Source organism: Massilia sp. CMS3.1 (genome assembly GCF_051262535.1).
GTDB lineage: Bacteria > Pseudomonadota > Gammaproteobacteria > Burkholderiales > Burkholderiaceae_D > Telluria.
Genome location: NZ_JBIMES010000007.1, coordinates 206607 through 230604 on the forward strand (window position 1 = coordinate 206607; position 23998 = coordinate 230604).

Here is a 23998-nt window from a genome sequence, read left to right on the forward strand (position 1 = left end):
ATCGGCAGCTATCCGATGCTGCCGCTCAAATTTTTACTACCAATGACAGCAATGCAGCGGTTTCTGTCGGTAGCCGCCTGCGAGCCTATTTTACGCTGCCTGGTGTAAAGCGGTCATTGGACCCGGCGCCATGCGCCGCCCCGAATGGAGGCTGTACGAGGTACTGCGGCCGTTGGTCTTTCAGACAGCGCGTCGCGCCGCGCCAGCGACCGTTTCTCTACTGTTCGAACTCACCTCAGCGCAAGACTTTCTCATCGCTTCGTCTTGTGCCCAGGCTGCAATATGGGTAAGCCTCCATCATGTAGTATGCTGTGTACACATTGGCACCATTGACTCATACAGAGACTACATGACGGGCTTTTTCACGCAGATCGAAGACACAGAAGAGGTGCGCCAAGGCGACATCATCCGCAAGCTCAACCCCAAGACCGGCGAAGCAGAGAAGCTGGGAATTGTGATCACGGCCGATTGCGATATCGCCCAAAGGAAAGCTGGCGAACGCTACACCTGGCTGGAAATCGTCCCCATGGCAGCCTATATCGAAGGCCCTTGGGCGCAGGAGCAGTTGCGCAAGCTCTCCGAGAAACGTTCCAAGGCGAATTGCGAGTATCTCAATGGCCAGATCCGCAAACTGCAACCTGGCCTTGCTGCACTGACACATGAGTCACTGGTGCAATGGCTGCGCAGCAAAACTGCAGAAGAAATTCTGGCGAGCGCCACCGGCCAGGCGCCAGCCGCAGATGGCAAGCCGCTGAGCGATCTCCAGGGCTTCGCTCTCACGGTGAGCACCGACGAAACCCAGAGCGCTTTCAGCCGTTTGAAAGCCGCCTGGACACTCTTCGGCCTCGAAGAGAATAAACAGCAAGAAAGCGTGCGCAATGCATTCAAGGACGGCGGCGGTTTCCAGGACTATTTCGTGCTTCCGGAGTTGCCCCGACAGACTGGTCTCGGCTTTGTGGTGATGCTGCGCTCGATGTGGACCATCATGGCCCCCGACCTGTATCTCACTGAGCAGGACGCGCGCATCCATAACCGCCCGGATGCTTTCCATCGCTTGGGGCGCCTCAACGACGGCATTCGCTTCTCGATCACTCAAAAGCTGGCATTCCTGTTCTCCCGCATCGGCATGCCCAAGGCCTTCGAATCCGCCTGCGAAACAGCGGCCGAACTCACGATCGAGGAATTCTTCAAGAAAAGCGTGCAGGAGGCATGACCATGACGACGACCGTATCCGCCCTCGTTATTGACCAGAAGGCCATCAGCATCCTGGACCGGGCATTCGTAGAGGATGCATGGCTGCAGGAATTCGAAGTACCGCAGAACACCGATGGCCTGCGCCGTGTGAAATCGAAAGACATCGTCTACCTGCTGTCCGAGGATGCCGATCTGGATGATGGCTACCTGGTAATCAACACTGCCGTGTTCGTCCCTCCGGCCGGGCTCGCCAAGCCATGCACGGCCTTTGAGCGGGTGATCCGCGTGGCGTTGCGTCACTTCGACCGCGGCATTGCGATTCCCATCCAGTGGCAGCCGTATCACGTTGGCTCCCTGCTTTCGGTTTACGCACAGCCTTCCCGAGACGCCAGGCAACGGGTCTACTTCGACCAATCGCCGGATGGCAGCGGCAATCTCTACGCGTTTGCAGTCACCAGTAACCCCGAAGACCTGGATGGAGTGCCGGAGGACATTGCGCTGTATCAGCGCGCGATGGAAGGTATCTGCGATGCCTTGCTGACGCCCCCTCCGGTCGCACCACCCGTAGGCAACTTCGGCGTCCTGCTGTCGGAGCCCCTGGGTGTCCGGCTGGCGAGTGCGGGAACATTGCAGGAGTGGTACGAGCAGCGCCTGAACCGCGAGCAACGCACATTTGTCGATCTGCCGCATGACCGGCCCGTGCGACTGCGTGGCGCCGCCGGAACGGGCAAGACGCAGTCGATGGTGGTGAAGTGCCTGCGCGATCTGTATGCCGACGCGGACGGCGACAAAACCTTCGCATTCCTGACCCACAGCTCGGCATTGGCCCATACGATCGTGCGGGGTATGTTCCATGCACTGGACCCCACGGAACGCTGGACGTCATTGAAGACACCTTCCGGGCAACCCAGGCTGTGGATCGGCACGATCTACGAGTTGGCGCAGGAGAAGCTGGGCTACGAGAAAAAGGGCTTGAAGCCCTTATCGCTGGACGGCTGTGATGGACGCGAGTACCAGCGGATCATCATTGAGCAGGCCATCGGCCAGATCGTGCAGGATCCCCGTATCGTTCTGGACCTGTTCCCCGGCTGTCCGGATTTGCAGGAGCGCCTGAAGAATCGCGCCGAAGACGCCTCGCTCATTGACGAACTCATGAACGAGTTTGCCTGTGTGCTGGACCTGGAATCCATCAAGAAGGACACCCACGAGGCCCACCGCTATGCGCGTGGCTCCAGGGAGGCCTGGCAGATGGTCCTGCCAAGCGAAACCCACCGTCGCGTGGTCCTGGAGATTCACGATACCTATCGTGCGCTACTGCGGGCGCAGAAGACGCTGAGCATGGACCAGATGGTCGCTGACTTCGACCGCTACCTCGGCACGCACGAGTGGGGGGCCCTGCGTGAGCGCGATGGCTTTGACTTAGTGTTCGTCGACGAGTACCACTACTTTACCCGCGTCGAGGCCATGTTGCTCCACAACCTGTTCAAGACGCGGGCGCAGGTCGGCGGCCGCTGGCCCTTGCTCATGGCCTACGACATCAAGCAGGGCACCAACGACGTTGCCATCAGCGGCGGGATGGAAAAGTTCCGCAACCCGGGCGTAGGCGAATCCGTGCTGACCGAACTCAAGCAGGTCTATCGCTCTACGCCCCAGATCACGGCGTTCCTGCGCGACCTCGATGCTTCTTTCCCGGCAATGGACCTTGAGGGCGAGTACGCGACCTACGTGGCCGAGTCGCAGCAGGAGGACGGCGAAACGCCGACCCTGACCGTCTACGAAACCGACATCAATCTGGTCGATAGCGTATTCGAGCAGGCCGCCCGCATGGCGCGCGACATCGATGGCGGCGGCAGCCAGGTGGCGGTGCTGTGCCTGAACGAAGCGCTGTTCGACAAGATCCGCTTTGCCGGCCGCGTTCGGGACAAATTCGTGCCGATCACCACGCGCGATGACCTTAAGGAACTACGCTACGCCAAGAGCAAATGCGTCTTCAGCATGCCGGAATTTGTGGCGGGACTGCAGTTCCACACCGTGATCCTAATCCATGCCGATAGTGCGGACTACAACGAGGACCAAGGCCTGGGTACGCGCCGGCGCTATGTGTCGCGCGTCTACCTCGGCGCCAGCCGGGCTGCGCGCAAGATCCTGCTGTCGAGCTCCAAAGAACAAGGCGGGCCCTGCCAATTGTTGGACGTGCCGTTGGCCAACAAGACCTTGCGGCGCGCCAGCTGAACCCAGCCGCACTGCGGCAAGACGACGTCAAGGCCTGCCGGGACCCGCCGGGTGCCGTCATGTAGCCAATGCACTGGCGCTGGCCCCAGGCAGCCCCGGGCGAAGCCCGCTGTCGGATGCGCAGCCGTCAACGAGTTGCTACCCGGCGAACGTCCGGTGACGATCCACCGCCGGCTGGCGGTTGACGCGTCGCTGCTGATCCGCATGCATGAGGTGAGCGGCCTGAGTATTCGCGACTTGCGGTACTTGATGGGGGATCGGCGCGCGAAATTCCGCATCAGCCACGCTCAATTCAAACCGTAATAACATTCGTTAGTCCGCTGTTGACGCCGACGTCAAATTGCCCCAAGCTGCCGATCTCGACTGACCCAGCGAAATCGGAACGACGCCACACGAGGCTTGGGCTTCGAAGAAAATGGGTGGGTCAACAAATTTCGGCGTCCTGGGTCAATTTGACGTCGGCGCCAACAGTCCGCATCTTCGACAGGAAAACCATCGTGCGGCGACTTGTCATCCGGCGACCACGGCCAGTATGAGCGCTTTGCAATACCTTGCCGTGCGGCAGTGAATTCGCCTTCGGTCAGGAACATCCCGAAAAGATCGTTGCCGCCATAGAGTGCGTAAAAATGGTGAGTGGAGGCGTTAAGACTTGCATTCACGATTTGGAAAAAGGCGACCGTGGCGCGCTCCCAGCCATCGGTGTTCTGCTTTCCGTTTTCCAATACCTCCCAGACGACAAATTGCCTGCCACCGGCGCTAACGGTGTACCGGCGACCGTCGTCGTCAAGGGCTTCAGTGACTTCAAGTGGTGCCACCGTGTACTTCTTGAGCCGGGGCAACAACTCTCGATAAGCGGACAGGATACCCTGCTCCGCCAAGCTTTCAGCGTCCAAAGAAATTGCCTGCTCGTAGTCCAATGGGTCAACTGGCACAGCAGGGGATACTGGCTGGCTGATGCCAAAAAGGTCTTTCAGGCGGTCGACAAGGCGTTTCATGCTTTGATTATAACGGGCTCTTTTGGACCGAAATTGGCGCACGCCTGGATAGAGCCGACTATCTCTTCGTGTTTAATGTATCTTTGAACGCCTTGCCCGACGCGAATTTCACCGTCTTGGTGGCTGCTATCTTGATTTCCTCGCCGGTGCGCGGATTGCGTCCCGTACGGGCGGCGCGCTTGCCAGCGGAAAACGAACCAAATCCGACCAATTGAACGGTGTCGCCATCCGCGACCGTATCGACGATGGTGTTCAATATGCATTCCAATGCCCGCTGGGCAGCCGCTTTGGACAGTTCGCATTCTTTGGCGATGGTCTCGATCAGGTCAGTCTTGTTCATATTCAAGTCTATCGGATGGAATCAAAGGGCGTGATTTTAGCATTGCCCCATCCCACCCCATCACAAGGCGAATTGCGGAAATTCCGGGCGGGCCGAAGCAGCACTTCCCGACTGTCGGCTGACGAGACGCCAGTTCATTGCAAGATGGCGCCCCACCGCAACGGGATGGGGCGCCATCAGGCTCGGAAGCAATCAAGAGATGAAGCGTTTTCCTGACTTGCCATCAATACTTCGATATTGCTTACAGCAGGCCCTGTTCGGCGAAGGACAGGATGCGGTCACCGGCGACGACAAAATGGTCGGCCACCCGCACGTCCACCATGGCAAGGGCCGAGGCCAGTTGCCTCGTCAGCACCTGGTCGGCTGGACTTGGATCGGTTTCGCCACTGGGATGGTTGTGCGCCAGCAGCACCGAGGCCGCGTTGCGTGCAAGAGCCGACTTCACGACTTCGCGCGGATACACCGAGGTATGGGTCAATGTCCCGCGAAAAATCTCCTCGGCCGCGATCAGGCGATTGCGCACGTCAAGGTGAAGCAGAAGGAACACCTCATGTTCAAGCTGAGCGCAATACAACTTGAGCCACTCGCGCACCGTGTCCGGCGAGCGCATGACGGATCCCCTGCGCATCGTGGCGGCCAGGTCGCGCATTAGAAGTTCCCTGGCCACCGACAGCTTGCGTGATACCTGCTCTTCGCAAGATGGCGACGCCGTTACGGCTCCGGCAGCATAGAAGACTATGGCGTCGGCAACAATCGACGCCTCTGGCATCGTGATCAGTTCACAGGCAAGTTCGGCCCGCGACATGCGTTTAATTTCGTTCATGGCGTTCTCCAAAAAAGAAAAGCGGGAACACCGCTCCGAGGGGAACGAGGTTCCCGCTCGGGACGCACGCGAATTACGTGCGTTGCTAGATAGGCAGGTAACGACTGCTACGCCTGACGTGGTCAGGACCTCCACGAGGAAGGCGCCGATCAACGGATCGGAAATGAAGCTTCAGTGTCGCATCGGCGAGAGGACGCAGCAATCCCGCCATGCGACTCGCCACCCCGTTGTCGCGTCGGCGGGAGGCGTTACGGTGGCGGGCGACAGCGGACCGATGAGGCCGAATTGACGGAGGCGTCTCCGGCGGGGGCACTGGTGGGGTTGGCCGGCGCCCGAGGACTGGACGGGGAGGGAAGCCGCCATACCATGTATGCAGAGGTGGTCCCTCACAAGGAGAGTGATGATGACGATGTTTCAGGAATTGTATGCACTGGCGACAAGTGCCACGCTGACGATGATCGTGAGCGCCGACGAGAAAAGCGGCAAGCTCACGATCAGTGTGCTGCCGAAGCCGAGAAAGGACACGGGCGAGGCGGCGCTGACGAAGGATTTGACGCTGACCGCCAGTCCCGAGGACTTCGATGCCGGCTTCGTGCAAGCCTTGCAAGGCTATCGCGAGGCGCGCGCGACCCTGAACGAACAGGCCGAGGCGACTCGGGAAGCGCTAAAAGCTGCCACGGCATTGTGTGCCACGCGGGCGACCGAGGCGACGAAGAAGGTATCCACACCGTCCCCTACAACGAAGCAGAGGCCAGCCGTCAGATCGGCCGAATCGGAGGAGGACGAAAAGGATATGGATGGCAAAGATCCGGTGCAGGTGCCAAACCCGCAGACAGCAACTCCCGCGCCAGCGCTGGGCGAATCGCTGCCGCTGTTCGGTTAGCGAGCCGTCAGTCCCGTCACCTACATCATGATGCGGCCAGGATCTGCTGCTTGAACCTGGGCTTGAGGGTCAGCTTGTGTGTGATGTAGGTGATCGTGCGGGTGTCGTCGTTCGCGGCCTTCCTGTGGGTTTCCGTCGCCGCCTTGTATTCCCATATGCCGAACATGATGATATTGCTACCGACAGGAAAACTGCCCAGCCATGCGGCATCAGCATGCAGGACGCTCACTTCGAACGACTCGATCGTATCGGCGATATCGGTCTTTCGGTACAGCGAGCGGCAATTGAGAAACGTGCTCTTGTACTTTGCGTCCGGTTTGGACGAAAAATGCGACTTCACTTCGGCCACCAGTGCCAGTGGATGGGCGTTGCCCCCGGCCTTGTGCAGCAACTCCCACGCTTCGTCGTAACCATCCTTCGTGAAAAAGAAATTGCTCCACGCAATGCGCTTGGTGCCAAAGCGCAGGATCAGTTGCGCCGCCAAGACCGCGTCGGACTCGCATAACTCGCGCAGCGCCAGCAGATCGGACGTGGTGCGTAGGTACGAGTCCAGTTTTTTCCCGCTCGGTGTGAATGTCTTGGTGCCCATGCCAGAACCCGCGCCCGCCCCGCCGGGAGGCACGAGGGCGTTGCCGGAGAGCGGTTTGCCGCTCAGCCCATTGTGAAGGACGAGCAAGCGCAGGTCGCGCTTGCCTTCATCGAGGGCACCGACGAAATCAGGATCGGACTCATCGACGATCAGTGCGATGCGCTTGACCGCGTCGAACTTGCATCCATCGGCGTGCATTGACCCGCTTGTCAGGCCGATATAGGCCGGAACGTCGACAGGCTCAATGCGGTTCTTGCGGTTTTGCTGGTGGCGAGGCACGTAACGCACCGGCTTGCGGCAGATCGGATCGGCGCAGAGCAGGTTGGGGATGGCGGCGTTCGCATCATGCGCGGTGTGTAATTCTTCAATTGGGTAAAGCCTGCCTGTGGCGTCCACGGCGGAACGCATCTTGATCCCATTGCCCATACGGTCCGGACTCCTGTTGATTTGATGTCAAAAGTACATTCACTGCTTCGGCCAGATCGTTCCCGCGCGCCTGCGGCGCGTGTGACCTATCGATCATGCAACCCGATTATGCCAGCCTGCACCGCGTATAAATTGATGCGGCGCCTCCGCGATCACCGGTTGCAGGCCATTCCCCTATTGAGACAATGGTTCCAACGATGCCGGATCGGTTTCCGGTGCTTCTCAAAGGAGGCGAACTGTGGCCATCGAAGTGAGTGAAGTGAAGCGGATATACCGCTACAACGGGATCAGTCTTCCAGACGTGCCCGGCATGGCGCCGCGTGAGGTGCGCGATTTGTACAGCGCGCAATACCCGGAACTGGTCAGTGCGGAGATTGAAACAGGGGAAATTCACAATGGCATCCAAGAGATCACGTTCAAGCGGGCCGTCGGCACCAAAGGGTAGGCTCGCCGCGTTTTCGGCGCAGGTCGAGGCTGCGGCGAACGGCCAGATGCTGGTAACAAAGGCCCCCGCGCTGGCGGCGGCCTTGAGCAAAAGGGAGGGGATGCGATGTTCTCAGCTATGGAGCAAGTTTGCGCAGCAGGTGGACGGCGGCACCGAACAAAAGCGGCCGGCGTTTCGGGTACTGCTCCCATCGGAGGATCTGCCGCCGCTGCCCTGAATGGCGCTGTCTTCGCGCTGGCCCTGCCGCGCCTTGCTGGCGCCATCCCCCTGACAGTCGTGCCGCCCCGTCTGGCTACGGCGAACGCGAGCATCGCCCGCTTCCTGATCCAAGCCGGCGCGATCCGTGAAGGCGACGTGCCAGAAAAATGGGACGACGCCATCGAGGTCTGCCAAGGCGCTCTCGACGCATGGCTCAGGCGCGAACTAGGTCCCTTGCATTGCCTGGAACCCGTCTTCACCCTGACGGCCTCTAGCGGTTCGGATGGAGGGTCGATGCCGCGCAAGGGGGCACGCGACGCCGCGTCCTTCCGGTATTCAAGCGTCGAGCTGGTCTGGTATGAGAACAATCTGCAGCAGTGGCCGGTGGGAGCTGGGCTGGAGGCGCTGGAGCGGGCATTCCCGGGATTGGGACAGATGACACTCGACATCCTGCGCCGCCAGAGCCGCTTCGTCTACCCCTTGTTCACGCCCGACCTTGCCTGCGATGTGGCGTCGTATGTGTACTGGTGCGGCGAAGACGACGAAGAGGCGGCGCTCGACATGGAAGCGGGAGACGACGTAGAGGCGCGCGAGGCGATGCGGGACGAGATGGTGACACGCCGCAAACTCGACGAGGCATTCCCTTCGTGGGCCACGGCCACGCCGCCCAAGCCGTCAAGGCCGCTGCCGCTGCAGGTCATCGAGCGATTGTCATGCGGCTTGCACGATCCTGCGATGCGCGACATCGCCGCCGATGCGCTCAGTCTGGCCCGCATGCGCATCAAGGATGCTTTCAGTCCGGCGGTTGAAGGTGAATTCCTTGGCTGGGGCGCCGTGCTGTCATGGCGCGAGGACGACCTGACCGTGCGTGTCTACGACGATCTGGTGCAACTGGCCTATCAGAGTGAATTCTGCGACCGCATCGGAGAACTCGATATGGCGCTCGATGCGCCGCAGGCGATGCACTCGTGGCAACGCGCGATGCGGTTGCGCTTCAAGGCGATCCGACTGATCGACCGCTTGATACACCGGCTTGCCGGGGGAAACTGGCAGTGAAAGGGGAGCGATATGAACCAGGCACATTTTCAGATTCGAACGCAGACTAGTGGTGTTTTGCGACTCGCGCAGGCGGTACTGATTTATCGGGGCGCGTCGGACAGCGCATTGGCCACCGTCCACGACGTCAAGCAGGTCGATGGCGAGCCGGTGATAATGGCCGGCCGGGCGATGACGCCGCGCGCGGCAAACCAGTTGTCGCGCGCCTTGTCGAAAAATGTCGGGCATGGCGGCTTCCTGCCCGCGACGGTGCTCTACGTGGACGGGGACCTGCTGCTCTGGTGGGTGCCCCCTGGCAGACGCCACATCATGTTCCGCGCGCCGGAATTGGGCGCGCCGGAGCGCGGCGAGGTGGTTCCGCATCCGGGCCTGTTGTTCGCGGCGTCGAGCACGGTGTGGAAGGTGTGGGCGGTGAAGGGCAGGGAGCGTCCCACCTTGCGCACAGCCTTGTTCCAGTCGCCCTACTTCAACGTGTGGGAAGGGGGCGCCATCTGCCGAGGCAACGTGCAAGTGCCGGAAGGGACGACGACCGAAAAGATCGCCGCATGGAACGCCGCGTTCATGGGCTCGTTCTTCACTCATCCGAATGGAGACGGGAAACTGGTGCGCTATCGGGGCGGTGCCTATCCGTTCTGGCGCGATATGCTCGATGGCAAGTTCAAGCGGTTTCCGGAGCGCGTGCTGGTCGATGCGCAGACCTCGCTCGGTGCATTGCTGGGCATCGAAGGTGAGCGCGATGACTGATCCGCGTGATACTGCGCTGCAGAGAAGCTGCCCGACGCTATCGGCACCGCGCTTCGGGCCGCTGCCGGCCATGGATAACGGGCAGCGCGTCATCGTCGCCTCGAACGGGGTGTTCGTTCAGGTGAAACTCGACTGGCTCGATTGCACGGTGCGCATCGCGCACGTCGCTTTGAGCCCGCCGCTGCCTTTCGGATGCCTGCACGAACGCATCGATTTCGCGTTCGGCGTGATCCCGGTGCGCCTGCTGGAATCCATCATCGAAGCGGGCAGGGCGGGGCTGCCGAACGAAGTGGCGGGAGGATTGATCTATGCGCGGCAAAGCGGCTCCCTGCGTTTGGCGATCTACGACGCCCTGGACGCGTCACCGGATGGCATCGACTACAGGATGCCATCCCTGGCCGACGATGAAACCATTGCCATCGACTTGCATACGCATGGCCGGGCCGCCGCGTTCTGGTCGGCGACCGACAATCGGGACGACCGGGGCGTCAAGGTGGCCGGCGTGTTCGGCCATCTTGATCGTATTCGGCCAAGCGCGGCGTTCCGGCTCGCGGTGAACGGTCATTACCAGTCGTTGCAGCATCCGTGGGAGAGGCAGAAAAACCGCATGGATGCGCAAGGTGACGGCCTTGATGGTGGCGCATACAGGACGATACTTAAGTGGTTGGGTATACCGAGAGGAGGGAAATGAACATGGAGACGATGGAACACGTGCTCGACGCGAGCCTGCTGGACAAGCGGGTGCAGATCTATCTGATCGGTGTCGGCGGCAATGGCGCGCAGATGGCGACCTGCTTGGCACGGCTCGATATCGCCATCAAGGCGCTTGGGCATCCCTACGGACTGCACATCACCGCCTTTGACGGGGACCGGGTGAGCGAGGCGAACGTGGGCCGCCAGTTGTACAGCCCGGCCGATGTCGGGCGCTACAAAGCGGTGGTAACCATTCATCGGCTCAACCAATTTTATGGACTCGACTGGATCGCCCATCCGTGCCGGTTCGAGGATTTCGAGCATGGCGCCTTGCGCCGTCCCGACGCCGACCTGATCGTCAGTTGCGTTGACACCCGATCCGCCCGACAGGCGCTGCATGCTCGCCTATTCGAAGGGAGCGGACAGCGCCGCTACTGGCTCGATCTCGGTAACACCGAAGCGACGGCACAGGTGGTGCTGGGCGAAGCGCCGGGCCGACGCAGCCACTCCAGTACGGGCCAGTCGCCGCGCCTGCCGTGCGTCACGGAACTGTTTCCGGAATTGCTCGATAGGTCGGTGGCCGATACGAACACGCCGTCATGTTCGGTACGCATGTCGCTGGCAAGCCAAGGCCTGTTCATCAATGACGTGGCGGTGCGCTATGCGGCCCAGATATTGTACGAATTGTTTTCCAATGGACGGATTCGGCAGCATGGCGTGCTGATCAATCTCGAATCCAAACGAAGCGGTCCCATCGACATCGACCCGGTGGCATGGAGTCGGTTTGGCTATTGCGCAGCAGGGGCCGACACGGATGCTGTTGCGGCCTAACCGCAGGCAACCTGCTGCCAATCTTGCGCCCTGGAACCGATGGTCAGTGCGCTCACGCTGTGCTGGTACTGGAGAGATGGGCGCCAGCCGGTGTGAAAAAAAGCGCGGAACACTAGAGACAGGCGTGCAAAACGGCGCGAAAATCATCGTCATCCAACACAGGGTGACGATCATGATCCGCCTCGGAAAGAACATTCGATTGACACGGAGGGAAGTCGAACGATTCACGATGATCACGGGCTTCGTGCCCGCGCACGTCCGAACGTTCGACGACCTTGATGCCTACATCGGGCAATGCAAGCGGCATTATTGGGGAGTGTCAACAGACACCAAGTTCCTGCATTGGCTTATTGACCGGGAGCGCTCGCTCTGTGTCGGCAAAGGCTAGGAAAAAGAAATGTTCCCAGCCTGGGACAAGTTCGTGCCGGCCTGCCGGGCTCCGGTTCACGCTCTCCTGTGAGGAAAAATGCCCGAACGCCTAATGCGATCACCGTCTCCGGTGGGCGTGAGGACGTTCGGCGTTCGGGGCGCCGCAATAAGGATCGCGCAGCGCCGCAACCGGGGATGCCGGTTTCTTTGTTCGCCGTGATGGGCGAATACTCATGCGACTTTGGAGGCTGGCGGCGCGCCGTCATTCTCCTGAACACATTGAGCTTCCGTTTGGGCAGTGAATGTCGTTTTCGCCTGCTCAAATTCGGCTTTCTTCGATAGCTGACCGACGCGTCGCGTGGCCGGCTCTTTGCTAACTTCTGGCAAGCACTCGACGGCAAGGTCGCCGCTTCGTAGTAACAGACGCCGCATAGCGATGACTGGAACGACGAACACTGCATTGAACAACATGCGGACGAACTGGCCGATACGCTTGTTACGCGCCTGGCGTGCCTTCTGCGTACGCAGACTTTCCTTGCAACGCAGGTAGAGCGCGACGTGCGTACGCTTCATATCAGGATCGGACTCGAGCTGGTTCATCACTTCGACCGCGACGGCAGGATCTACCACGCGGCGGTAGAAGCCGACCCAGACCTTTTCCTCTTCAAATTCAACGCCATAACGCTTGGCGCGGGACCGATGGGTTCTCTCTTGGGACATGAGGTTCTCCAAAAAAATGGGGAACCCCGTCCCTGAAGGGAACGACGAAGGTTCCCCAAGGTTGTGACGATGCACGATGACTCCAGAAAAATACGACAGCGATCAATCTCCACGAGCGATTTCGCAGCGCATGGATACGACATGCTCTTGCCTGGACCGACAAGCATCGCCGGTGGATGGCTTCAGTAACGCTCCCAACACAGGCAGCTTGCGCTCGAAAGTCCGGTCGATGCCGGAGCCACCGAGCAGCACACTGACTGGTCGACCTTGACGATAGGGATTGGCTGTCGAAAACATGGCATTCTCCTTCAATGAAAGAAGGGGAACACCAGTCCCGGAAGGGAACAATGTTCCCCGTCAAGGATGCCTCCGATTGTTGCCAACGGAGACGCTCATATTTAACATTTAACTCGCACTTAATTCACATTGCTGACTGCTGGCGCATGCGAAAACGGCACACTGTCCTTGCGGACGGAGGCTTGACTTCGACTTCATTCTTCAAGGGCGGGTAACGACCGCAACGCCGACAAGGTAGGCCGGACTTCATGAGGTCGGCGATCGACCATCGCGAAGGCTGCGTAAGCACGATGCTCACAGATAGCGGTTCTAGTATTGCATCGCCGACGACGCCGTTCAAGACCGGAGGCCGCTGTTTGCGCACGCGCCACGTGGAAACCTGTCTTGGTTCCTGTGTGTTTCGGATGGCGGCGGCGAGGTGGACGCATGACCGGATGCCGGTCCGCATGGACGTGCATCCCGCATGCGCAACATCGTCAGTTGCGAGTCATTCGACGGACCCCGATTCAGGCGGTTCGCCATCCTCATGCTTGGCCCGCTTGTGCGCCAATACCCCGCCGAGATAAGCGCTTGAAGCGCGCTTGCGTGCGTGCCCGGCAAGTTCCGCCACCTCCTGGCGTGCGGGAGCGGCAATTTCCGTCGGCAGTCTTGCGCCGCCGCGCACCGGAGCTGCGTGCCCGGTGAGTACCTGAAATTGTTCAATCAGTACTTCATGGCGCAGGCCGTGCGCGGTGACGCCCAGTGCGCCTTGCGTGACTCCAAATTTCTCCAGAACGTAGTTGAACCGACGCAGGGCCTGCTCCAGCGTATGCGATGGGTGCCCCATGTGGCCATCGCGGGTCGCGACCACCGTCTGCGCATGCTCGACCGCAGCAGTGCGTTCCACTGAATCAAGAGGGACGAAGCGTTCGCGGCCGCCCTTGCTGCCGCCTTTGATGCGCGCATACGAGTCCGCCTTTCTTTTGTGAAGCGGCAACCCGGTCGCGTCGAAGGACATCACGCAGGCATGGGGGCGGAACATGACGGCTTCCTTCCTGCGCAGTCCCATCGCCCGGACCAGGCGCATGGCCGCGCCCACGTACGGATCGAACATGCAGATTTCGCTAATCACGCCGTCGATATCGATCCCTTGAGCGGACCAACTCTTGTCTCGCACCGCCACTTCATGGCGTTGGTACTCGTCGACTTGCAAGCCGTAGTAATGTGGCTGACGCACCAGTCCATGCTTGCCGAGCCACTGGGCCAAACCCCGCAGAAAACTCAAATAGGTTTGTATCGTCGCCGCCGCCAGTTTTTCTGCTTGCCAAACCGCGACCATGGCCTTGATGTGGCGCTCGCCCAAGTTGCGCGGGTCCGGCAGTCGCTTGAATCCAGCCTTGCCCTTCAGGTCGCGAAAGAAGCGGCGCAGGAAGTCGGCCCGTTCCTGGCGCGTCTTGAACGACACGTCCTTGTGCTTGGCCGTGTGCTGCCTGTTGAACAGATCGATCAGGACCTCCAACACCTTCAGCGGAGGGGTCTTGCCGATTCGGTAGCGGGTAAGGATTTCGGATGCGCTCAGTCCTGTCCAGTCCTGGTGGCGGCGCGGTTGATGGACGAGCGAATTTGCCGCACGCGAGGTGCGGTCATGCATTGTTCCCTTGGACATGATGTCCTCCGTTCTTGAACGCCCGCTGCTCGAAACGCGGGCGGGTTCAGTCATCACGGAATCGATGGGGGATGAAACAGAATGGCGGATTCCGTCGCCATCGCGTTCAGTGGTCATTGCATCGCGCCGGACGCGACCACGAGCGTCCTTGCGAAAATCAAAAAAGTACCCAGGGTTGCGCCAGTCCCCCGTTGGGAGGCCGGCTCGGTAATCGTAAAAATGGTTCAATGAATCCAGCCCGCTTGTGCATTTCTGCAGCGTACGGGGGAGGGGATGCCGCCCGACCTCCAGGGTCGTGGCAAGACATCGGCGACGAGATCGGGTCTCGTGCGCTGTCGGGATCAGTTCTTGTAGCCGTCACCCTACCTGGGTGGGTTCGTCCCTTACCGAAAGTCCGGGGCGTGTCAGGTAGTCGAGCGAATGCGTACGGGGAGCCTAAATAGGCAAGCACGGCCGTACGGTGCATGGCATGCATGCTCGCAGCGGGTAACGAGGAATAGTGGTCCGGCATCGGGTGCCGAAAAGACCATTTGCCCGGCCATGACGCCTTCTCGAAGAAGGCCAGCGCAGCTTTGCTGAACAGTCAAGGCCGATTGCACTACGGGGTGGATCACTGCTAGGCGCGACCTCGAGGATCGCGCCAAAACCAATTCAAGGATCGGTTAGTCAGGACGGGTATCGACCGCAACGCCTTTTTGTTCCCGCGATGGGAGCAGGGCAAGGAGCCTTTCGAGCACTGCCAGTTGACACCGTGACGGTTGGCGCGTCAAGCGCTTTCCGGCGCTTTCGGCTGGCGACGGCACTCGCCCTTGATGGCGGTTTTTCTTCCGATCCGGCGGGCACGCGAGGGTGCGCGAGGGGTTGACTCGCAAGGAAGTGGCCTCTGGTTCCGGAACCGGCCTTGACCGCCGATTTAACGGACGATCTGGAGGCTTGACGCGTGTTCTTCTGGTGCGACCGTAGTGACATGCGAACCAATACGATCCGGGCTCGGCGGCGGCCGATGTCGTTCCGGTTTTATCCGAATGACACTGCGGATCGACCGGACGTGGACCTGGTGCCGAAATCCGGTCCCAATCGTGGGCGTTTCGCATGGAGGCGCGGCATCGAATATCCGATGCTGTTCATATGAATCGACATTTCCGGAGAACCTATGGAACCGATCGTCAGAGCAGTGGATGTTGGATTTGGCAATACCAAGTACGTGACAAGTGGATCGAGCGACGAGATCCGTTGCGCCACCTTCCCTTCGATCGCCTATCCGAGCGCAAGGGACTTGTCGGCGACGCCGGCCGCCGAGAGGCGCAGAACCGTGGCCGTGCCGATTGATGGCCTTTTTTATGAAGTGGGCCCTGAAGTGAACCTGGCCGCCGATACATTCCGTTCTACCCAGATGCACGACCGTTACACCGAGACCCCGGAATATGCGGCCCTCTTGCGAGGGGCGCTCAATCTGATGAAGGTCAGTACCGTAGACCTGCTGGTGGTCGGCTTGCCTGTCGCGGCCTTCGCCGCCAAAAAGGCGGCCCTGGAAAAGGCGATGACCGGCAAACACGAAGTCGGCAATGGTCGGACCGTGACGGTGCGCAAGGCCCTGGCTGTCGCCCAACCTCAAGGTGCGTTGGTGTACTACGCCTCGCTGCACCAAAAGCTGCAAAGCATCGAGAATGAGCAGAGCCTGGTAATCGATCCTGGCGCCCGGACCTTCGATTGGCTGGTCACGAGAGGGATGCGCCTAGTCCAAAAGAAAAGTCATTCCATCAATCGCGGAATGTTCGATGTCTTGCAGGCCATCGCGACCGAGATCAGTGACGACATCGGCACGCCTTACCGGGACTTCGACGCGATTGATGCTGCGCTGCGCACTGGCAAAAACCCTGTCATTTATCAGAAGCCCTACGACATGTCGCGTCTGATGCCCATTGCGCGAACGATCGCGCAGCAGGCGGTGTCTTCGATGATGCAATGGATCGAGGCATCGTACAACTTCCAGAACATCATCCTGGTCGGGGGCGGCGCGTTCCTTTTCAAGAAGGCGGTCAAGGACGCATTTCCGAGACATAAGATCCACGAGATCAAAGATCCGATCTATGCCAACGTAAAAGGGTTTCAGATCGCCGGGATGAACTACGTCCGAAGCGGAATCGAAAAGGATGCGCCCGCCGTTCGGCCCGAGTTGAAGGCGGATGGAGGCGCGGCATGAGCCCGGGCAATGTGGGATCTCCAGAGCGCATACGACTCGTTTTCGAATTGGAACGCGCCGACAATCCGCGGCTCTACGATGACTTGATCCAGTGCAAGAAGGGCTCCAAACGGGTCAATCGTTTGCGAACCCTGGCGCACGAAGGCTTGCTTGTGCAAATCTGGTCGGCTCGCGGAGGGGCTCCAATCGAGGACGCGAATGGCGACAGGGTTCGCGTCGATGTGGGCGGGGCTTCGGTCACCAACCAGGTATTCGACGAACCGCTGATGGAGTAGACATGAACCAGGATCAATTCGACGGATGCGCGCCGCGGAAAGGCGGATTGCGCACTGGTGATGGTCGGCAGTCAGGCAAAAAGGTGAACGCAGTCGGCGCTTCGGAATTAGCCCAGATGGGCGTGTGTGAGCGACTGGTCGTATTCGAACACCACTTCGGCAAGCGGAGGTCTCTACGCCAGCGCGGTGCAATCAAACGAGGACAGATCGCACACAAGCAGTTCTATCGCGACGGCGCATCGATATCCGGAGCAGGAAGTGCATCGGCCGAAAAGGGGCGCTGTTACATCGCGACGCTCATATTCGGCGCCGGCCCAGAGACTGCTGCGCTCAGAGCATTCCGGGATCGAGTATTGCGGCCCTACTCGGCGGGACGCTGGTGCATCGGAATGCACTACCGGACGGCGCCCTTGATGTGTTCAGCGTTGAAACACCATGCATGGCTACAACCCATTGTTCGTACCACGCTGCGAGCTGCTGTCTGGCTCGTGAAGAAAATACTTCTTGAGAACGGAGAAAATCATGGCAAGTAACGCATTCATTCTGCTGGTGCTGGTTGTAGTGGTCGTTGTGACGTTCGTTGTTCGACAACGCCATGCTCGTTCGACTGGCCAGGAACTCGGGCTTGCCTGGCTGCCGCGGGAGCTACGCGGCGCCGAGTTGGTCTATGCCGAGCAAACCTTCTGTGCCGGGGGCGACATCACAATTATCGCCAAATTGGACCGGGGCTACCGGAATCCGAGCGGCGTAATCATATTGGTGGAATTGAAAACGCGTAGTGCAAATCGGCCTTATTTTTCCGATGTGATCTGGTTGTCGGCTCAGCGACTGGCGGTGCAGGCGCAGACAGGGGAGCACGTCGCTGCGTTCGGCTACGTGTTGGTCCAGCGACCTGGGCGCATGTTCAAGTCGGCACATCGGGTGGATTTGATGTCGGCTGAAGAGGTGGGAGCGCTGGCCAGGCGAAGGGAACACATTTTGAATGGCCATTTGGTTCCAAGGTATTCGTGTTCGAAGGGATTGTGTGGCGGGTGCGCTTTCATGCAGGCATGCGAGGTGTCGACCTGGTCCAGCCAGGTTGATGCTCTCTGGCGGCGGGGGGCTTGGTGGCATTCGCTCAGTTGAACCCGCTCAGACTTCACCTGACGCTGGCTGTTAGATGAGTTAAAGTTCATATCAAACGATCGATGCCTCCTTCACCTTCCTGAAAACAGCCAACTTCGAGATAAACCAATGTCCAATTTCGCCGTCGCAGCAATCGGCTCACCGGCGCCGTTGCCTGAGCAATCGGTCGATCCACTTATCGCAGAGCGAACAGTTTTCAACACCGATAGAACTCATCGCTTCGCGCTTTTCCGGCATTGGGGTGACATAGAAAACTATGCTTGCGGCATTAGCATGAACCCCTCCGGTGCGGCGGAAGATGTAGGCGATCCTACAGTGGATGGAATGGTCCGCCGAGCTCGAGACTACTGGGGCGTTGGTGCCTACTACCAACTCAATGTCATGTCCATTCGCGGTACCTACTCGTCAGACTTAGCCAATACGGCCTTGGTTAACCTCCCGGAGAATGATGAATGGATCCGGCGAATCGCGGCCAAAGCTCGATTTATTGTAGTGAGTTGGGGTAATCCCGGTCAAAAGTCGGGCCGCGGACCTGCGGTGGAGACAATCTTGCGCGAAGTGTGCGACCCGGCGAAAGTCTTTTGCTTCGGCAGGAATAAGAACGGGGCGCCAGTCCACCCGCTCTATCAACGGCTTGATGCACCATTGAAGCAATATTTTGCGTAGGTGCAAGATGTGCTTAGTCCAGCCGACGGATGCTAAACCGATCGCTCACGTTGATGACCAAAAACTACGTTTTCGCTTCCGTCCGCTGGGTTTCGGCCCAGCTTAGCGCGGTGCCAGACACAGTTCGAATCCCATACCGTACCACCACCCATCAAGTCCCATCAGCCCGCGTCCTCATAGTGAGAGCGCGGTTTTTTTGCAGTAGGCCGCGCGATACGTGCGACCACTTATTCGGCGTAGGAATAGATATGGTTCACGGACAGGACCTGGTCAGCTACAGTAAGCTCTTTAGTGACAGAAATGACATTGCGACGCCGCTCGACTCGAATTTTGATAGAATTCTTCGTGCACTTTTCGCGGAAATTGGCAGCGCTAAGCGTCGTGAAAGCGACATGAAAATAGCAGTTTTTTTTGCATCCACGAATGCATCCACGGCTGTGAAAGACTGGCGAGGAATCCAGTATTCATGCGGCTTCCATGGCCTTGTTCGACTCCCACCGCTTCCGCCAGGAAACAAAGAAACCGCCCTCGGGCGGTTTTTTGTTGCCTCTTCGAATCGCCCATCTGGTGCCGTCTTCCTTAGACCAAGGTCCTATAGCAATGCGATGGAAAAACCCAGACAATTCGAAGCAAGTGAAGACGCCAAGCTTATGCCGCAATTGGGCCGCCGGTACGCAGCTGCCAGTATGTATGTGAGCGTCGCTGTTGAAGTGGGTGGGCGTCACATCTAAGGCCATATTCACATAGTTTTAAATGGAGTCAGCATAATGATCGGATACCTTCGGCTTATCTTCGCGATTCCCGTCTTTCTGTTTATCCTGTCCTGCTCGACGAATCCGACCGTCGCCAGCGGCGGAGACCCTGAGTTGGACGCAAAAGCGCAAGCGGCACTACAACAACTTCTCATCGCGACACCAAAGGCGAGGGAACTCCAATCTCAAGCGAAAGCCGTGGTTATATTCCCTGACATTGTCAAGGCGGGGCTGATTGTTGGTGCGCAAGGCGGGAAAGGGGTGATGTTTGGTCCGGATGGGAAAATCCTGGGGTACTACAGCGCGCGCGCAGTGTCGTACGGCCTGCAGGCTGGCGCCCAATCGTTCTCGGAGGCCCTGTTTCTCATGACCGACGCTGCCATCACTACGCTCACCAGCGGTGCCGGATTGTCGGTGGGCACGGGGCCGAGCGTCGTCGTCGTGGATGTTGGGATGGCTAAGACAATGACGACTACCACGTTGAAATCCGATGCCTATGCGTTTATTTTTGGACAAGAGGGACTGATGGCCGGCTTTGGGGTGCAAGGACAAAGGATTGTTAAGTTTGATAAGTGAATCGCAAAATATTTTTACCACGCCTCTGTAGTGCTTCTGCAACCGTCTATTCGACTGCCACCGCTCCGCCAGGAAACGAAGAAACCGCCCTTGGGTGGTTTTTTTGCTTTTCGGAAGCGGGGAAGGTGCCTGCGCGTCTTCCGCGGGGCGCGCATCCTCTGACCTTGGCAGGAACTGCTTGCTGTATCATCCCACCCCTGAAAAACTGAAAGCCTCACATGCTCATCATCACCATCAAACAGGGCAAAGAAAAGACCCTCCTCGCCGGCGACCCCTGGATCTACCTCTCCGCCATCGAAAAAATCGACGGCAAACCGCAGGAGCTGAAAAAACCCGGCGCCACCGCGATCGTCCAGTCCTCCTCACGCCAGTTCCTGGCGCGCGCCGCCTACAACGCCAAATCCCAAATCGCCGCCCGCGTCTGGACCGTGCGCGAGGACGAGCCGATCGACCACGCGCTGATCAAGCGCCGCGTGCAGGCCGCCCTGGCGCGCCGCGCCGTTGCATGGAGCATCGCCGACCCGCAAGCGCTGTTCCAGTTGATCGATGGCGATAAGGACGGCTTGTCCGGCCTGCTGGTGCACAGCTACGGCGGCGCTGAAGGTTACCTGGTGTGCCAGTTCAATGCGGCCGGCGTCGAGCTGTGGAAGGTGGCGGTCGTGCAGGCACTGCTCAAGGAGACAGCTTGCCCGAACGTCTATGAACGCTGCGACGAATTGCAACGCAAAGGCGAAGGACTGCCCGTCTTCCCACGCGCGCTGGCGGGCGACGAACCGCCGCAAAAGTTGATGGTGCGCGAGGGCAAACGGTTGGCGCCGATGGATATCCGTACCGGCTTTACCTATCCCCGTTAAAGATTGTGACTTGCACGACAGTCCTGTTCGGAATTGTCACGCATATAGTGCCTGCCGGCATCAAATAAGTTGGAAACCAGTTCCCACGCATATATCATGTAGGATTGCTCTTACAAAGAATATGCATGCACAACCAAGCTCCTGCTTCGACCCCTGAGGCAAGGCGACGTCCCTTGCGCCTGGTCACCCTGGCGATGCTGACGGTTAGCATCGCCGTCACCCTGACGGTCTTGCTGCACCTGGCCCTGGTCAGCCATTTCGCGCAACAGCAGGCGCGCAAGGAGGCGCAGATGCGCCTGCAGCAGCTTTCGTGGCAAATGCGCGATTCGCTGAACCTGGTCACGAGCAGTGCCGTCGCCGACGTCAGGCTGCTGGCCGACCTGCCGCAGGTACGCTCGTTCGATGAACCGGACGCAGCGCGCCGCGTGCTCGACTCCTTGCAGCGCGGCTTTGCCGACTATGCGTGGATCGGCGTGGCCGATGCCGGGGGCAGGGTGGTCGCCGCGACCAACCGGATGCTCGAGGGCGCGCAAGTCGATGGCCGTCCCTGGTTCAAGGCCGGTTTGAAAGGCGTGCAGGCGACCGATTACCATCCCGCCCTGCTGCTGAACAAGCTGCTGCCGAAATCCATCGATCCGTGGCGCTTCATCGACATGTCGGCGCCCCTCGTGGGCGATGACGGCGTGGTGCGCGGCGTCGTTGGGGTGCACATGAGCTGGCAGTGGGTGCGCAACCGCGCGCACGAGTTGCTCACGCCCGCGTTGCGCCAGTACGGCGCCGAGGTGCTGGTGGTGCGCGCGGATGGCACGGTCCTGCTGGGACCTGCCGAATTGGTCGAGAAGAAGATCGACAGCCCGGGCCTGCGCCTGGCGCAGGGAGGCGGCACCGGGTCGCTGCGCGAGGAGTGGCCGGACGGCAAGATCTACCTGACCGGCTACAGCCGTACCGGCACCGATGGCGATCCGGCGACGCTGCGATGGGCCGTGCTGGTGCGTCATACCGAGGATGCAGCGCTGGCCGAGGCGCGCACACTGGAACGCCGCATGATCGGGCTGAGCGTTCTGATGGCGGCCATGCTCGCCATGTGCGCGGCACTTCTGGCGCGCCGCCTGACGCGGCCGATGGATGCGCTCGGTAGCGCGATCGAGGGGGCCATCGAGGCGACGCGCGCCGGTGGAGGCGCCGCAAACATTCCGGTGGTCGACGGCTTCCACGAAGCACAGGTGCTGTCGCAGGCGATGCGCGAATTGGTGCGCAGCGAAGAGGCGCACCGCTACGCGCTCGAGACGATGAACCAGCAGCTCGAGAGCACGGTCGCGGCGCGGACCGCCGAGCTGCAGGCCTTGCTGATGCACGACGGCTTGACCGGGTTGCCGAACCGGCGCGCCCTGATGCAGGCCTTGCCTGACGCCATGCACCGCGCCGCGCGCGCCCACAAACCCTGCGCCTTGCTGTTTCTCGACATGGACGGTTTCAAGAACGTGAACGATACCCATGGCCACGAAGAGGGCGACGCGCTGCTGTGCCAGTTCGGTGCCCGCCTGCTCGGGGCCGTGCGCAAGACCGACCTGGTCGCGCGCCTGGCCGGCGACGAATTCGTGGTCGTCCTCGAAGGGCTGGGTGACGCTCAGGATGCCTATGAGAAAGCCGACAGCCTGCTGGCCGTGCTGCGTCTCCCATACACCCTGAAACGCGCATCGGTATCGGTCGGCGCCAGCATCGGTGTTGCCCTGCACTTGGCGGAAGACGCCCACGATCTCGATGCCTGGCTGGCGCGTGCCGACGGCGCCATGTACGCCGCAAAACGGGGTGGCAAGAACAGGGTGACCTTGGCGGTGTGAACTGTTTCTTGAGGGAAGTCAGAGTTTGCCTACATGACGACAAGCCGAACTGGTCAGCGGTATGTGCGACATTCGACAGATGAACCCGCTTGAGAGGGGTAAGGTAGAGGCGTAGAGAGGATACGCCGATGCTCAAGTTGTTTGTCACGTTTGCAGTGCTGGGAGGAAGTGCCGCGTTAGCCTGTGCGCAGGGCGGGGTGACGACGTATGGCGTCATCGACGCCGGCGTCGTGGGGCAAGGCGGTTGCACCGGCGCCTGCGCCACCCAGGTCGGCAGCAAACTGGCATCGGAATCCCATATCGGCATCCACGGGCGCGAACCTGTCGGCAATGCGCAAGCCATCTTCGCCCTCGAAAGCGGACTGCACGTCGACACCGGGAGCAGGAACCAGCATGATCGCCTGTACGGGCGCCAAGCGTTTGTCGGCCTGGCCGGCGAATTCGGTGCACTCACGATCGGGCGTCAGTACAACCTGCAATACTTGGCGCTGGTCGATGTGGGCGACCCGTTCAAGGGCGGCATGGCGGGTAGTGCAAGCAAGCTGATCGGCGGCGGACGCCGCGCCGACAACAGCGTTCAGTACTACGGGGCGCTGAGGCGCGGCATCTCGGCCGGTGCATCGTACGCGCTCAAGGAAAGGGTCGACACCTCGCCCGCCGGGCGTGCCTGGGGCATGACGGTGGGCGTCGAAGCCGGGCCGCTGACGGTACGCGCCGCGCACCAGAACCTGAACGCCGTGCGCGTCCAGCTCAACAGCAAGACCAGCAACGACACCGTGGCGCGCAATTCGATCCTGGCGGCCAACCTGCGCCTGGGCTGGGGCACGGCCTACGCCGCCTACAGCCTGAGCCGCGGCTGGGCTGGTTCGCCCCTGTTCAATCCCGACAATCCTTACGGCGCCGGCCTGGCGCGCACGGCGTCGAGCAACAGCCGCGACGGCCTGTTCGGCCTGGCGGTGCCGCTCGGCCAGGGCACGTCCCTGCTCGCTTCCTACATCTGCAAGGACGACCGCGACCTGGCCAACCAGGATGCCAACCAGGTCGCCTTCGGCGCCAGCCACGCCGTGTCGCGCCGCACCGATTTCTATGCCGCCTATTCGCGTATCCAGAACCGCAATGGCGCCGGCTATGCGGTCGGCAACGCCAGCGCGCGCGACAATGGCAATGCGGCTCTTAACATCGGCATGCGCCACTCCTTCTGATGCATCCGGAGGCCAAGCGTGCGC

At 60.3% G+C, this 23998-nt stretch carries 27 protein-coding genes; 20 read left to right on the forward strand and 7 right to left on the reverse strand.

Annotated elements, in window-relative coordinates; translation table 11 throughout:
* Positions 1–349 precede the first annotated feature (349 nt).
* The 3 genes from ACHAC9_RS13470 to ACHAC9_RS13480 all read left to right on the forward strand — a co-directional run bounded on the left by ACHAC9_RS13470 (position 350) and on the right by ACHAC9_RS13480 (position 3729).
* Positions 350–1213, forward strand: coding sequence for a hypothetical protein (locus ACHAC9_RS13470; RefSeq protein ID WP_435760511.1), 864 nt, complete (start codon positions 350–352; stop codon positions 1211–1213).
* 2 nt (positions 1214–1215) lie between these two features.
* Entirely contained in the window at positions 1216–3426 is a 2211-nt protein-coding gene (locus ACHAC9_RS13475; RefSeq protein ID WP_435760512.1) for a UvrD-helicase domain-containing protein, read from the forward strand.
* A gap of 156 nt (positions 3427–3582) precedes the next feature.
* On the forward strand, positions 3583–3729 hold the full coding sequence (locus ACHAC9_RS13480) for a hypothetical protein (RefSeq protein ID WP_435760618.1): 147 nt from the start codon (positions 3583–3585) through the stop codon (positions 3727–3729).
* A gap of 32 nt (positions 3730–3761) precedes the next feature.
* Here ACHAC9_RS13480 and ACHAC9_RS13485 read toward each other — a convergent pair whose 3' ends face one another.
* The 3 genes from ACHAC9_RS13485 to radC all read right to left on the reverse strand — a co-directional run bounded on the left by ACHAC9_RS13485 (position 3762) and on the right by radC (position 5584).
* Complete coding sequence (locus ACHAC9_RS13485) at positions 3762–4421, reverse strand: hypothetical protein (RefSeq protein ID WP_435760513.1); 660 nt, start codon at positions 4419–4421, stop codon at positions 3762–3764.
* Positions 4422–4479: 58 nt separating this feature from the next.
* A complete protein-coding gene (locus ACHAC9_RS13490; RefSeq protein ID WP_435760514.1) occupies positions 4480–4761 on the reverse strand; it encodes an HU family DNA-binding protein in 282 nt (93 codons plus the stop codon).
* 241 nt (positions 4762–5002) lie between these two features.
* On the reverse strand, positions 5003–5584 hold the full coding sequence (radC, locus tag ACHAC9_RS13495; protein WP_435760515.1) for a RadC family protein: 582 nt from the start codon (positions 5582–5584) through the stop codon (positions 5003–5005).
* A 400-nt stretch (positions 5585–5984) separates the two neighbouring features.
* On the opposite strand from radC, the gene ACHAC9_RS13500 reads away from it, so the two are divergent.
* Entirely contained in the window at positions 5985–6467 is a 483-nt protein-coding gene (locus tag ACHAC9_RS13500) for a PRTRC system protein E (protein ID WP_435760516.1), read from the forward strand.
* Between the two features lie 25 nt (positions 6468–6492).
* Here the strand turns inward: ACHAC9_RS13500 and ACHAC9_RS13505 are convergent, their stop codons facing one another.
* Positions 6493–7482: a hypothetical protein gene (locus tag ACHAC9_RS13505; RefSeq protein WP_435760517.1), complete on the reverse strand. Its 990-nt coding sequence runs from the start codon at positions 7480–7482 to the stop codon at positions 6493–6495.
* 238 nt (positions 7483–7720) lie between these two features.
* Here ACHAC9_RS13505 and ACHAC9_RS13510 point away from each other — a divergent pair, with 238 nt between their 5' ends.
* From ACHAC9_RS13510 to ACHAC9_RS13535, 6 genes are all read left to right on the forward strand, one after another.
* Positions 7721–7927, forward strand: a complete 207-nt coding sequence (locus ACHAC9_RS13510) for a PRTRC system protein C (RefSeq protein WP_262838259.1) — start codon at positions 7721–7723, stop codon at positions 7925–7927.
* Between the two features lie 105 nt (positions 7928–8032).
* Complete coding sequence (locus ACHAC9_RS13515) at positions 8033–9181, forward strand: PRTRC system protein F (protein WP_435760518.1); 1149 nt, start codon at positions 8033–8035, stop codon at positions 9179–9181.
* A 12-nt stretch (positions 9182–9193) separates the two neighbouring features.
* Positions 9194–9925 carry a PRTRC system protein B gene (locus tag ACHAC9_RS13520; protein ID WP_435760519.1) on the forward strand — a complete coding sequence of 244 codons (732 nt, stop codon included), beginning with the start codon at positions 9194–9196 and terminating at the stop codon, positions 9923–9925.
* Positions 9918–10616 carry a PRTRC system protein A gene (locus ACHAC9_RS13525; RefSeq protein WP_435760520.1) on the forward strand — a complete coding sequence of 233 codons (699 nt, stop codon included), beginning with the start codon at positions 9918–9920 and terminating at the stop codon, positions 10614–10616. Before ACHAC9_RS13520 ends, ACHAC9_RS13525 begins: the two co-directional genes overlap by 8 nt.
* A gap of 2 nt (positions 10617–10618) precedes the next feature.
* Complete coding sequence (locus ACHAC9_RS13530) at positions 10619–11449, forward strand: PRTRC system ThiF family protein (protein ID WP_435760521.1); 831 nt, start codon at positions 10619–10621, stop codon at positions 11447–11449.
* Positions 11450–11573: 124 nt separating this feature from the next.
* A complete protein-coding gene (locus ACHAC9_RS13535; RefSeq protein ID WP_435760522.1) occupies positions 11574–11837 on the forward strand; it encodes a hypothetical protein in 264 nt (87 codons plus the stop codon).
* Between the two features lie 212 nt (positions 11838–12049).
* On the opposite strand, the gene ACHAC9_RS13540 is transcribed toward ACHAC9_RS13535, so the two are convergent.
* The 3 genes from ACHAC9_RS13540 to ACHAC9_RS13550 form a co-directional block, all read right to left on the reverse strand.
* On the reverse strand, positions 12050–12538 hold the full coding sequence (locus ACHAC9_RS13540; protein WP_435760523.1) for a hypothetical protein: 489 nt from the start codon (positions 12536–12538) through the stop codon (positions 12050–12052).
* 102 nt (positions 12539–12640) lie between these two features.
* Positions 12641–12835 (reverse strand): hypothetical protein, encoded by a 195-nt coding sequence (locus tag ACHAC9_RS13545; protein ID WP_435760524.1) that lies wholly within the window; start codon positions 12833–12835, stop codon positions 12641–12643.
* Positions 12836–13322: 487 nt separating this feature from the next.
* Entirely contained in the window at positions 13323–14597 is a 1275-nt protein-coding gene (locus tag ACHAC9_RS13550; protein ID WP_435760525.1) for an integrase domain-containing protein, read from the reverse strand.
* A gap of 1036 nt (positions 14598–15633) precedes the next feature.
* Here ACHAC9_RS13550 and ACHAC9_RS13555 point away from each other — a divergent pair.
* The 10 genes from ACHAC9_RS13555 (at position 15634) to ACHAC9_RS13600 (ending at position 23974) form a co-directional block, all read left to right on the forward strand.
* Positions 15634–16683 carry a PRTRC system protein D gene (locus tag ACHAC9_RS13555; protein WP_435760526.1) on the forward strand — a complete coding sequence of 350 codons (1050 nt, stop codon included), beginning with the start codon at positions 15634–15636 and terminating at the stop codon, positions 16681–16683.
* On the forward strand, positions 16680–16958 hold the full coding sequence (locus ACHAC9_RS13560; RefSeq protein WP_435760527.1) for a hypothetical protein: 279 nt from the start codon (positions 16680–16682) through the stop codon (positions 16956–16958). Before ACHAC9_RS13555 ends, ACHAC9_RS13560 begins: the two co-directional genes overlap by 4 nt.
* A 2-nt stretch (positions 16959–16960) precedes the next feature.
* Positions 16961–17491: a CFI-box-CTERM domain-containing protein gene (locus ACHAC9_RS13565; protein ID WP_435760528.1), complete on the forward strand. Its 531-nt coding sequence runs from the start codon at positions 16961–16963 to the stop codon at positions 17489–17491.
* A complete protein-coding gene (locus ACHAC9_RS13570) occupies positions 17481–18083 on the forward strand; it encodes a PD-(D/E)XK nuclease family protein (RefSeq protein WP_435760529.1) in 603 nt (200 codons plus the stop codon). Before ACHAC9_RS13565 ends, ACHAC9_RS13570 begins: the two co-directional genes overlap by 11 nt.
* A gap of 108 nt (positions 18084–18191) precedes the next feature.
* A complete protein-coding gene (locus ACHAC9_RS13575; RefSeq protein ID WP_435760530.1) occupies positions 18192–18749 on the forward strand; it encodes a DUF1643 domain-containing protein in 558 nt (185 codons plus the stop codon).
* A gap of 248 nt (positions 18750–18997) precedes the next feature.
* Positions 18998–19480: a hypothetical protein gene (locus tag ACHAC9_RS13580; RefSeq protein WP_435760531.1), complete on the forward strand. Its 483-nt coding sequence runs from the start codon at positions 18998–19000 to the stop codon at positions 19478–19480.
* Positions 19481–19516: 36 nt separating this feature from the next.
* The gene (locus tag ACHAC9_RS13585; protein ID WP_435760532.1) at positions 19517–20077 is read left to right on the forward strand and encodes a YSC84-related protein; all 561 of its coding nucleotides are present in this window, start codon (positions 19517–19519) and stop codon (positions 20075–20077) included.
* A gap of 218 nt (positions 20078–20295) precedes the next feature.
* Positions 20296–20931: an SAM-dependent methyltransferase gene (locus ACHAC9_RS13590; protein ID WP_435760533.1), complete on the forward strand. Its 636-nt coding sequence runs from the start codon at positions 20296–20298 to the stop codon at positions 20929–20931.
* Between the two features lie 125 nt (positions 20932–21056).
* Positions 21057–22772, forward strand: coding sequence for a sensor domain-containing diguanylate cyclase (locus ACHAC9_RS13595; RefSeq protein WP_435760534.1), 1716 nt, complete (start codon positions 21057–21059; stop codon positions 22770–22772).
* 128 nt (positions 22773–22900) lie between these two features.
* The gene (locus ACHAC9_RS13600) at positions 22901–23974 is read left to right on the forward strand and encodes a porin (protein WP_435760535.1); all 1074 of its coding nucleotides are present in this window, start codon (positions 22901–22903) and stop codon (positions 23972–23974) included.
* The last annotated feature ends 24 nt before the right edge of the window (positions 23975–23998 follow it).

Excerpts from the sequence above, each read along its gene's own strand:
- ACHAC9_RS13470 (WP_435760511.1), top strand. The coding sequence starts at position 350 with ATGACGGGCTTTTTCACGCAGATCGAAGACACAGAAGAGGTGCGCCAA.
- ACHAC9_RS13475 (WP_435760512.1), top strand. The coding sequence starts at position 1,216 with ATGACGACGACCGTATCCGCCCTCGTTATTGACCAGAAGGCCATCAGC.
- ACHAC9_RS13485 (WP_435760513.1), bottom strand. The coding sequence starts at position 4,421 with ATGAAACGCCTTGTCGACCGCCTGAAAGACCTTTTTGGCATCAGCCAG.
- ACHAC9_RS13490 (WP_435760514.1), bottom strand. The coding sequence starts at position 4,761 with ATGAACAAGACTGACCTGATCGAGACCATCGCCAAAGAATGCGAACTG.
- radC (WP_435760515.1), bottom strand. The coding sequence starts at position 5,584 with ATGAACGAAATTAAACGCATGTCGCGGGCCGAACTTGCCTGTGAACTG.
- ACHAC9_RS13500 (WP_435760516.1), top strand. The coding sequence starts at position 5,985 with ATGATGACGATGTTTCAGGAATTGTATGCACTGGCGACAAGTGCCACG.
- ACHAC9_RS13505 (WP_435760517.1), bottom strand. The coding sequence starts at position 7,482 with ATGGGCAATGGGATCAAGATGCGTTCCGCCGTGGACGCCACAGGCAGG.
- ACHAC9_RS13515 (WP_435760518.1), top strand. The coding sequence starts at position 8,033 with ATGTTCTCAGCTATGGAGCAAGTTTGCGCAGCAGGTGGACGGCGGCAC.
- ACHAC9_RS13520 (WP_435760519.1), top strand. The coding sequence starts at position 9,194 with ATGAACCAGGCACATTTTCAGATTCGAACGCAGACTAGTGGTGTTTTG.
- ACHAC9_RS13525 (WP_435760520.1), top strand. The coding sequence starts at position 9,918 with ATGACTGATCCGCGTGATACTGCGCTGCAGAGAAGCTGCCCGACGCTA.
- ACHAC9_RS13530 (WP_435760521.1), top strand. The coding sequence starts at position 10,619 with ATGGAGACGATGGAACACGTGCTCGACGCGAGCCTGCTGGACAAGCGG.
- ACHAC9_RS13540 (WP_435760523.1), bottom strand. The coding sequence starts at position 12,538 with ATGTCCCAAGAGAGAACCCATCGGTCCCGCGCCAAGCGTTATGGCGTT.
- ACHAC9_RS13545 (WP_435760524.1), bottom strand. The coding sequence starts at position 12,835 with ATGTTTTCGACAGCCAATCCCTATCGTCAAGGTCGACCAGTCAGTGTG.
- ACHAC9_RS13550 (WP_435760525.1), bottom strand. The coding sequence starts at position 14,597 with ATGACCACTGAACGCGATGGCGACGGAATCCGCCATTCTGTTTCATCC.
- ACHAC9_RS13555 (WP_435760526.1), top strand. The coding sequence starts at position 15,634 with ATGGAACCGATCGTCAGAGCAGTGGATGTTGGATTTGGCAATACCAAG.
- ACHAC9_RS13560 (WP_435760527.1), top strand. The coding sequence starts at position 16,680 with ATGAGCCCGGGCAATGTGGGATCTCCAGAGCGCATACGACTCGTTTTC.
- ACHAC9_RS13565 (WP_435760528.1), top strand. The coding sequence starts at position 16,961 with ATGAACCAGGATCAATTCGACGGATGCGCGCCGCGGAAAGGCGGATTG.
- ACHAC9_RS13570 (WP_435760529.1), top strand. The coding sequence starts at position 17,481 with ATGGCAAGTAACGCATTCATTCTGCTGGTGCTGGTTGTAGTGGTCGTT.
- ACHAC9_RS13575 (WP_435760530.1), top strand. The coding sequence starts at position 18,192 with ATGTCCAATTTCGCCGTCGCAGCAATCGGCTCACCGGCGCCGTTGCCT.
- ACHAC9_RS13580 (WP_435760531.1), top strand. The coding sequence starts at position 18,998 with ATGGTTCACGGACAGGACCTGGTCAGCTACAGTAAGCTCTTTAGTGAC.
- ACHAC9_RS13585 (WP_435760532.1), top strand. The coding sequence starts at position 19,517 with ATGATCGGATACCTTCGGCTTATCTTCGCGATTCCCGTCTTTCTGTTT.
- ACHAC9_RS13590 (WP_435760533.1), top strand. The coding sequence starts at position 20,296 with ATGCTCATCATCACCATCAAACAGGGCAAAGAAAAGACCCTCCTCGCC.
- ACHAC9_RS13595 (WP_435760534.1), top strand. The coding sequence starts at position 21,057 with ATGCACAACCAAGCTCCTGCTTCGACCCCTGAGGCAAGGCGACGTCCC.
- ACHAC9_RS13600 (WP_435760535.1), top strand. The coding sequence starts at position 22,901 with ATGCTCAAGTTGTTTGTCACGTTTGCAGTGCTGGGAGGAAGTGCCGCG.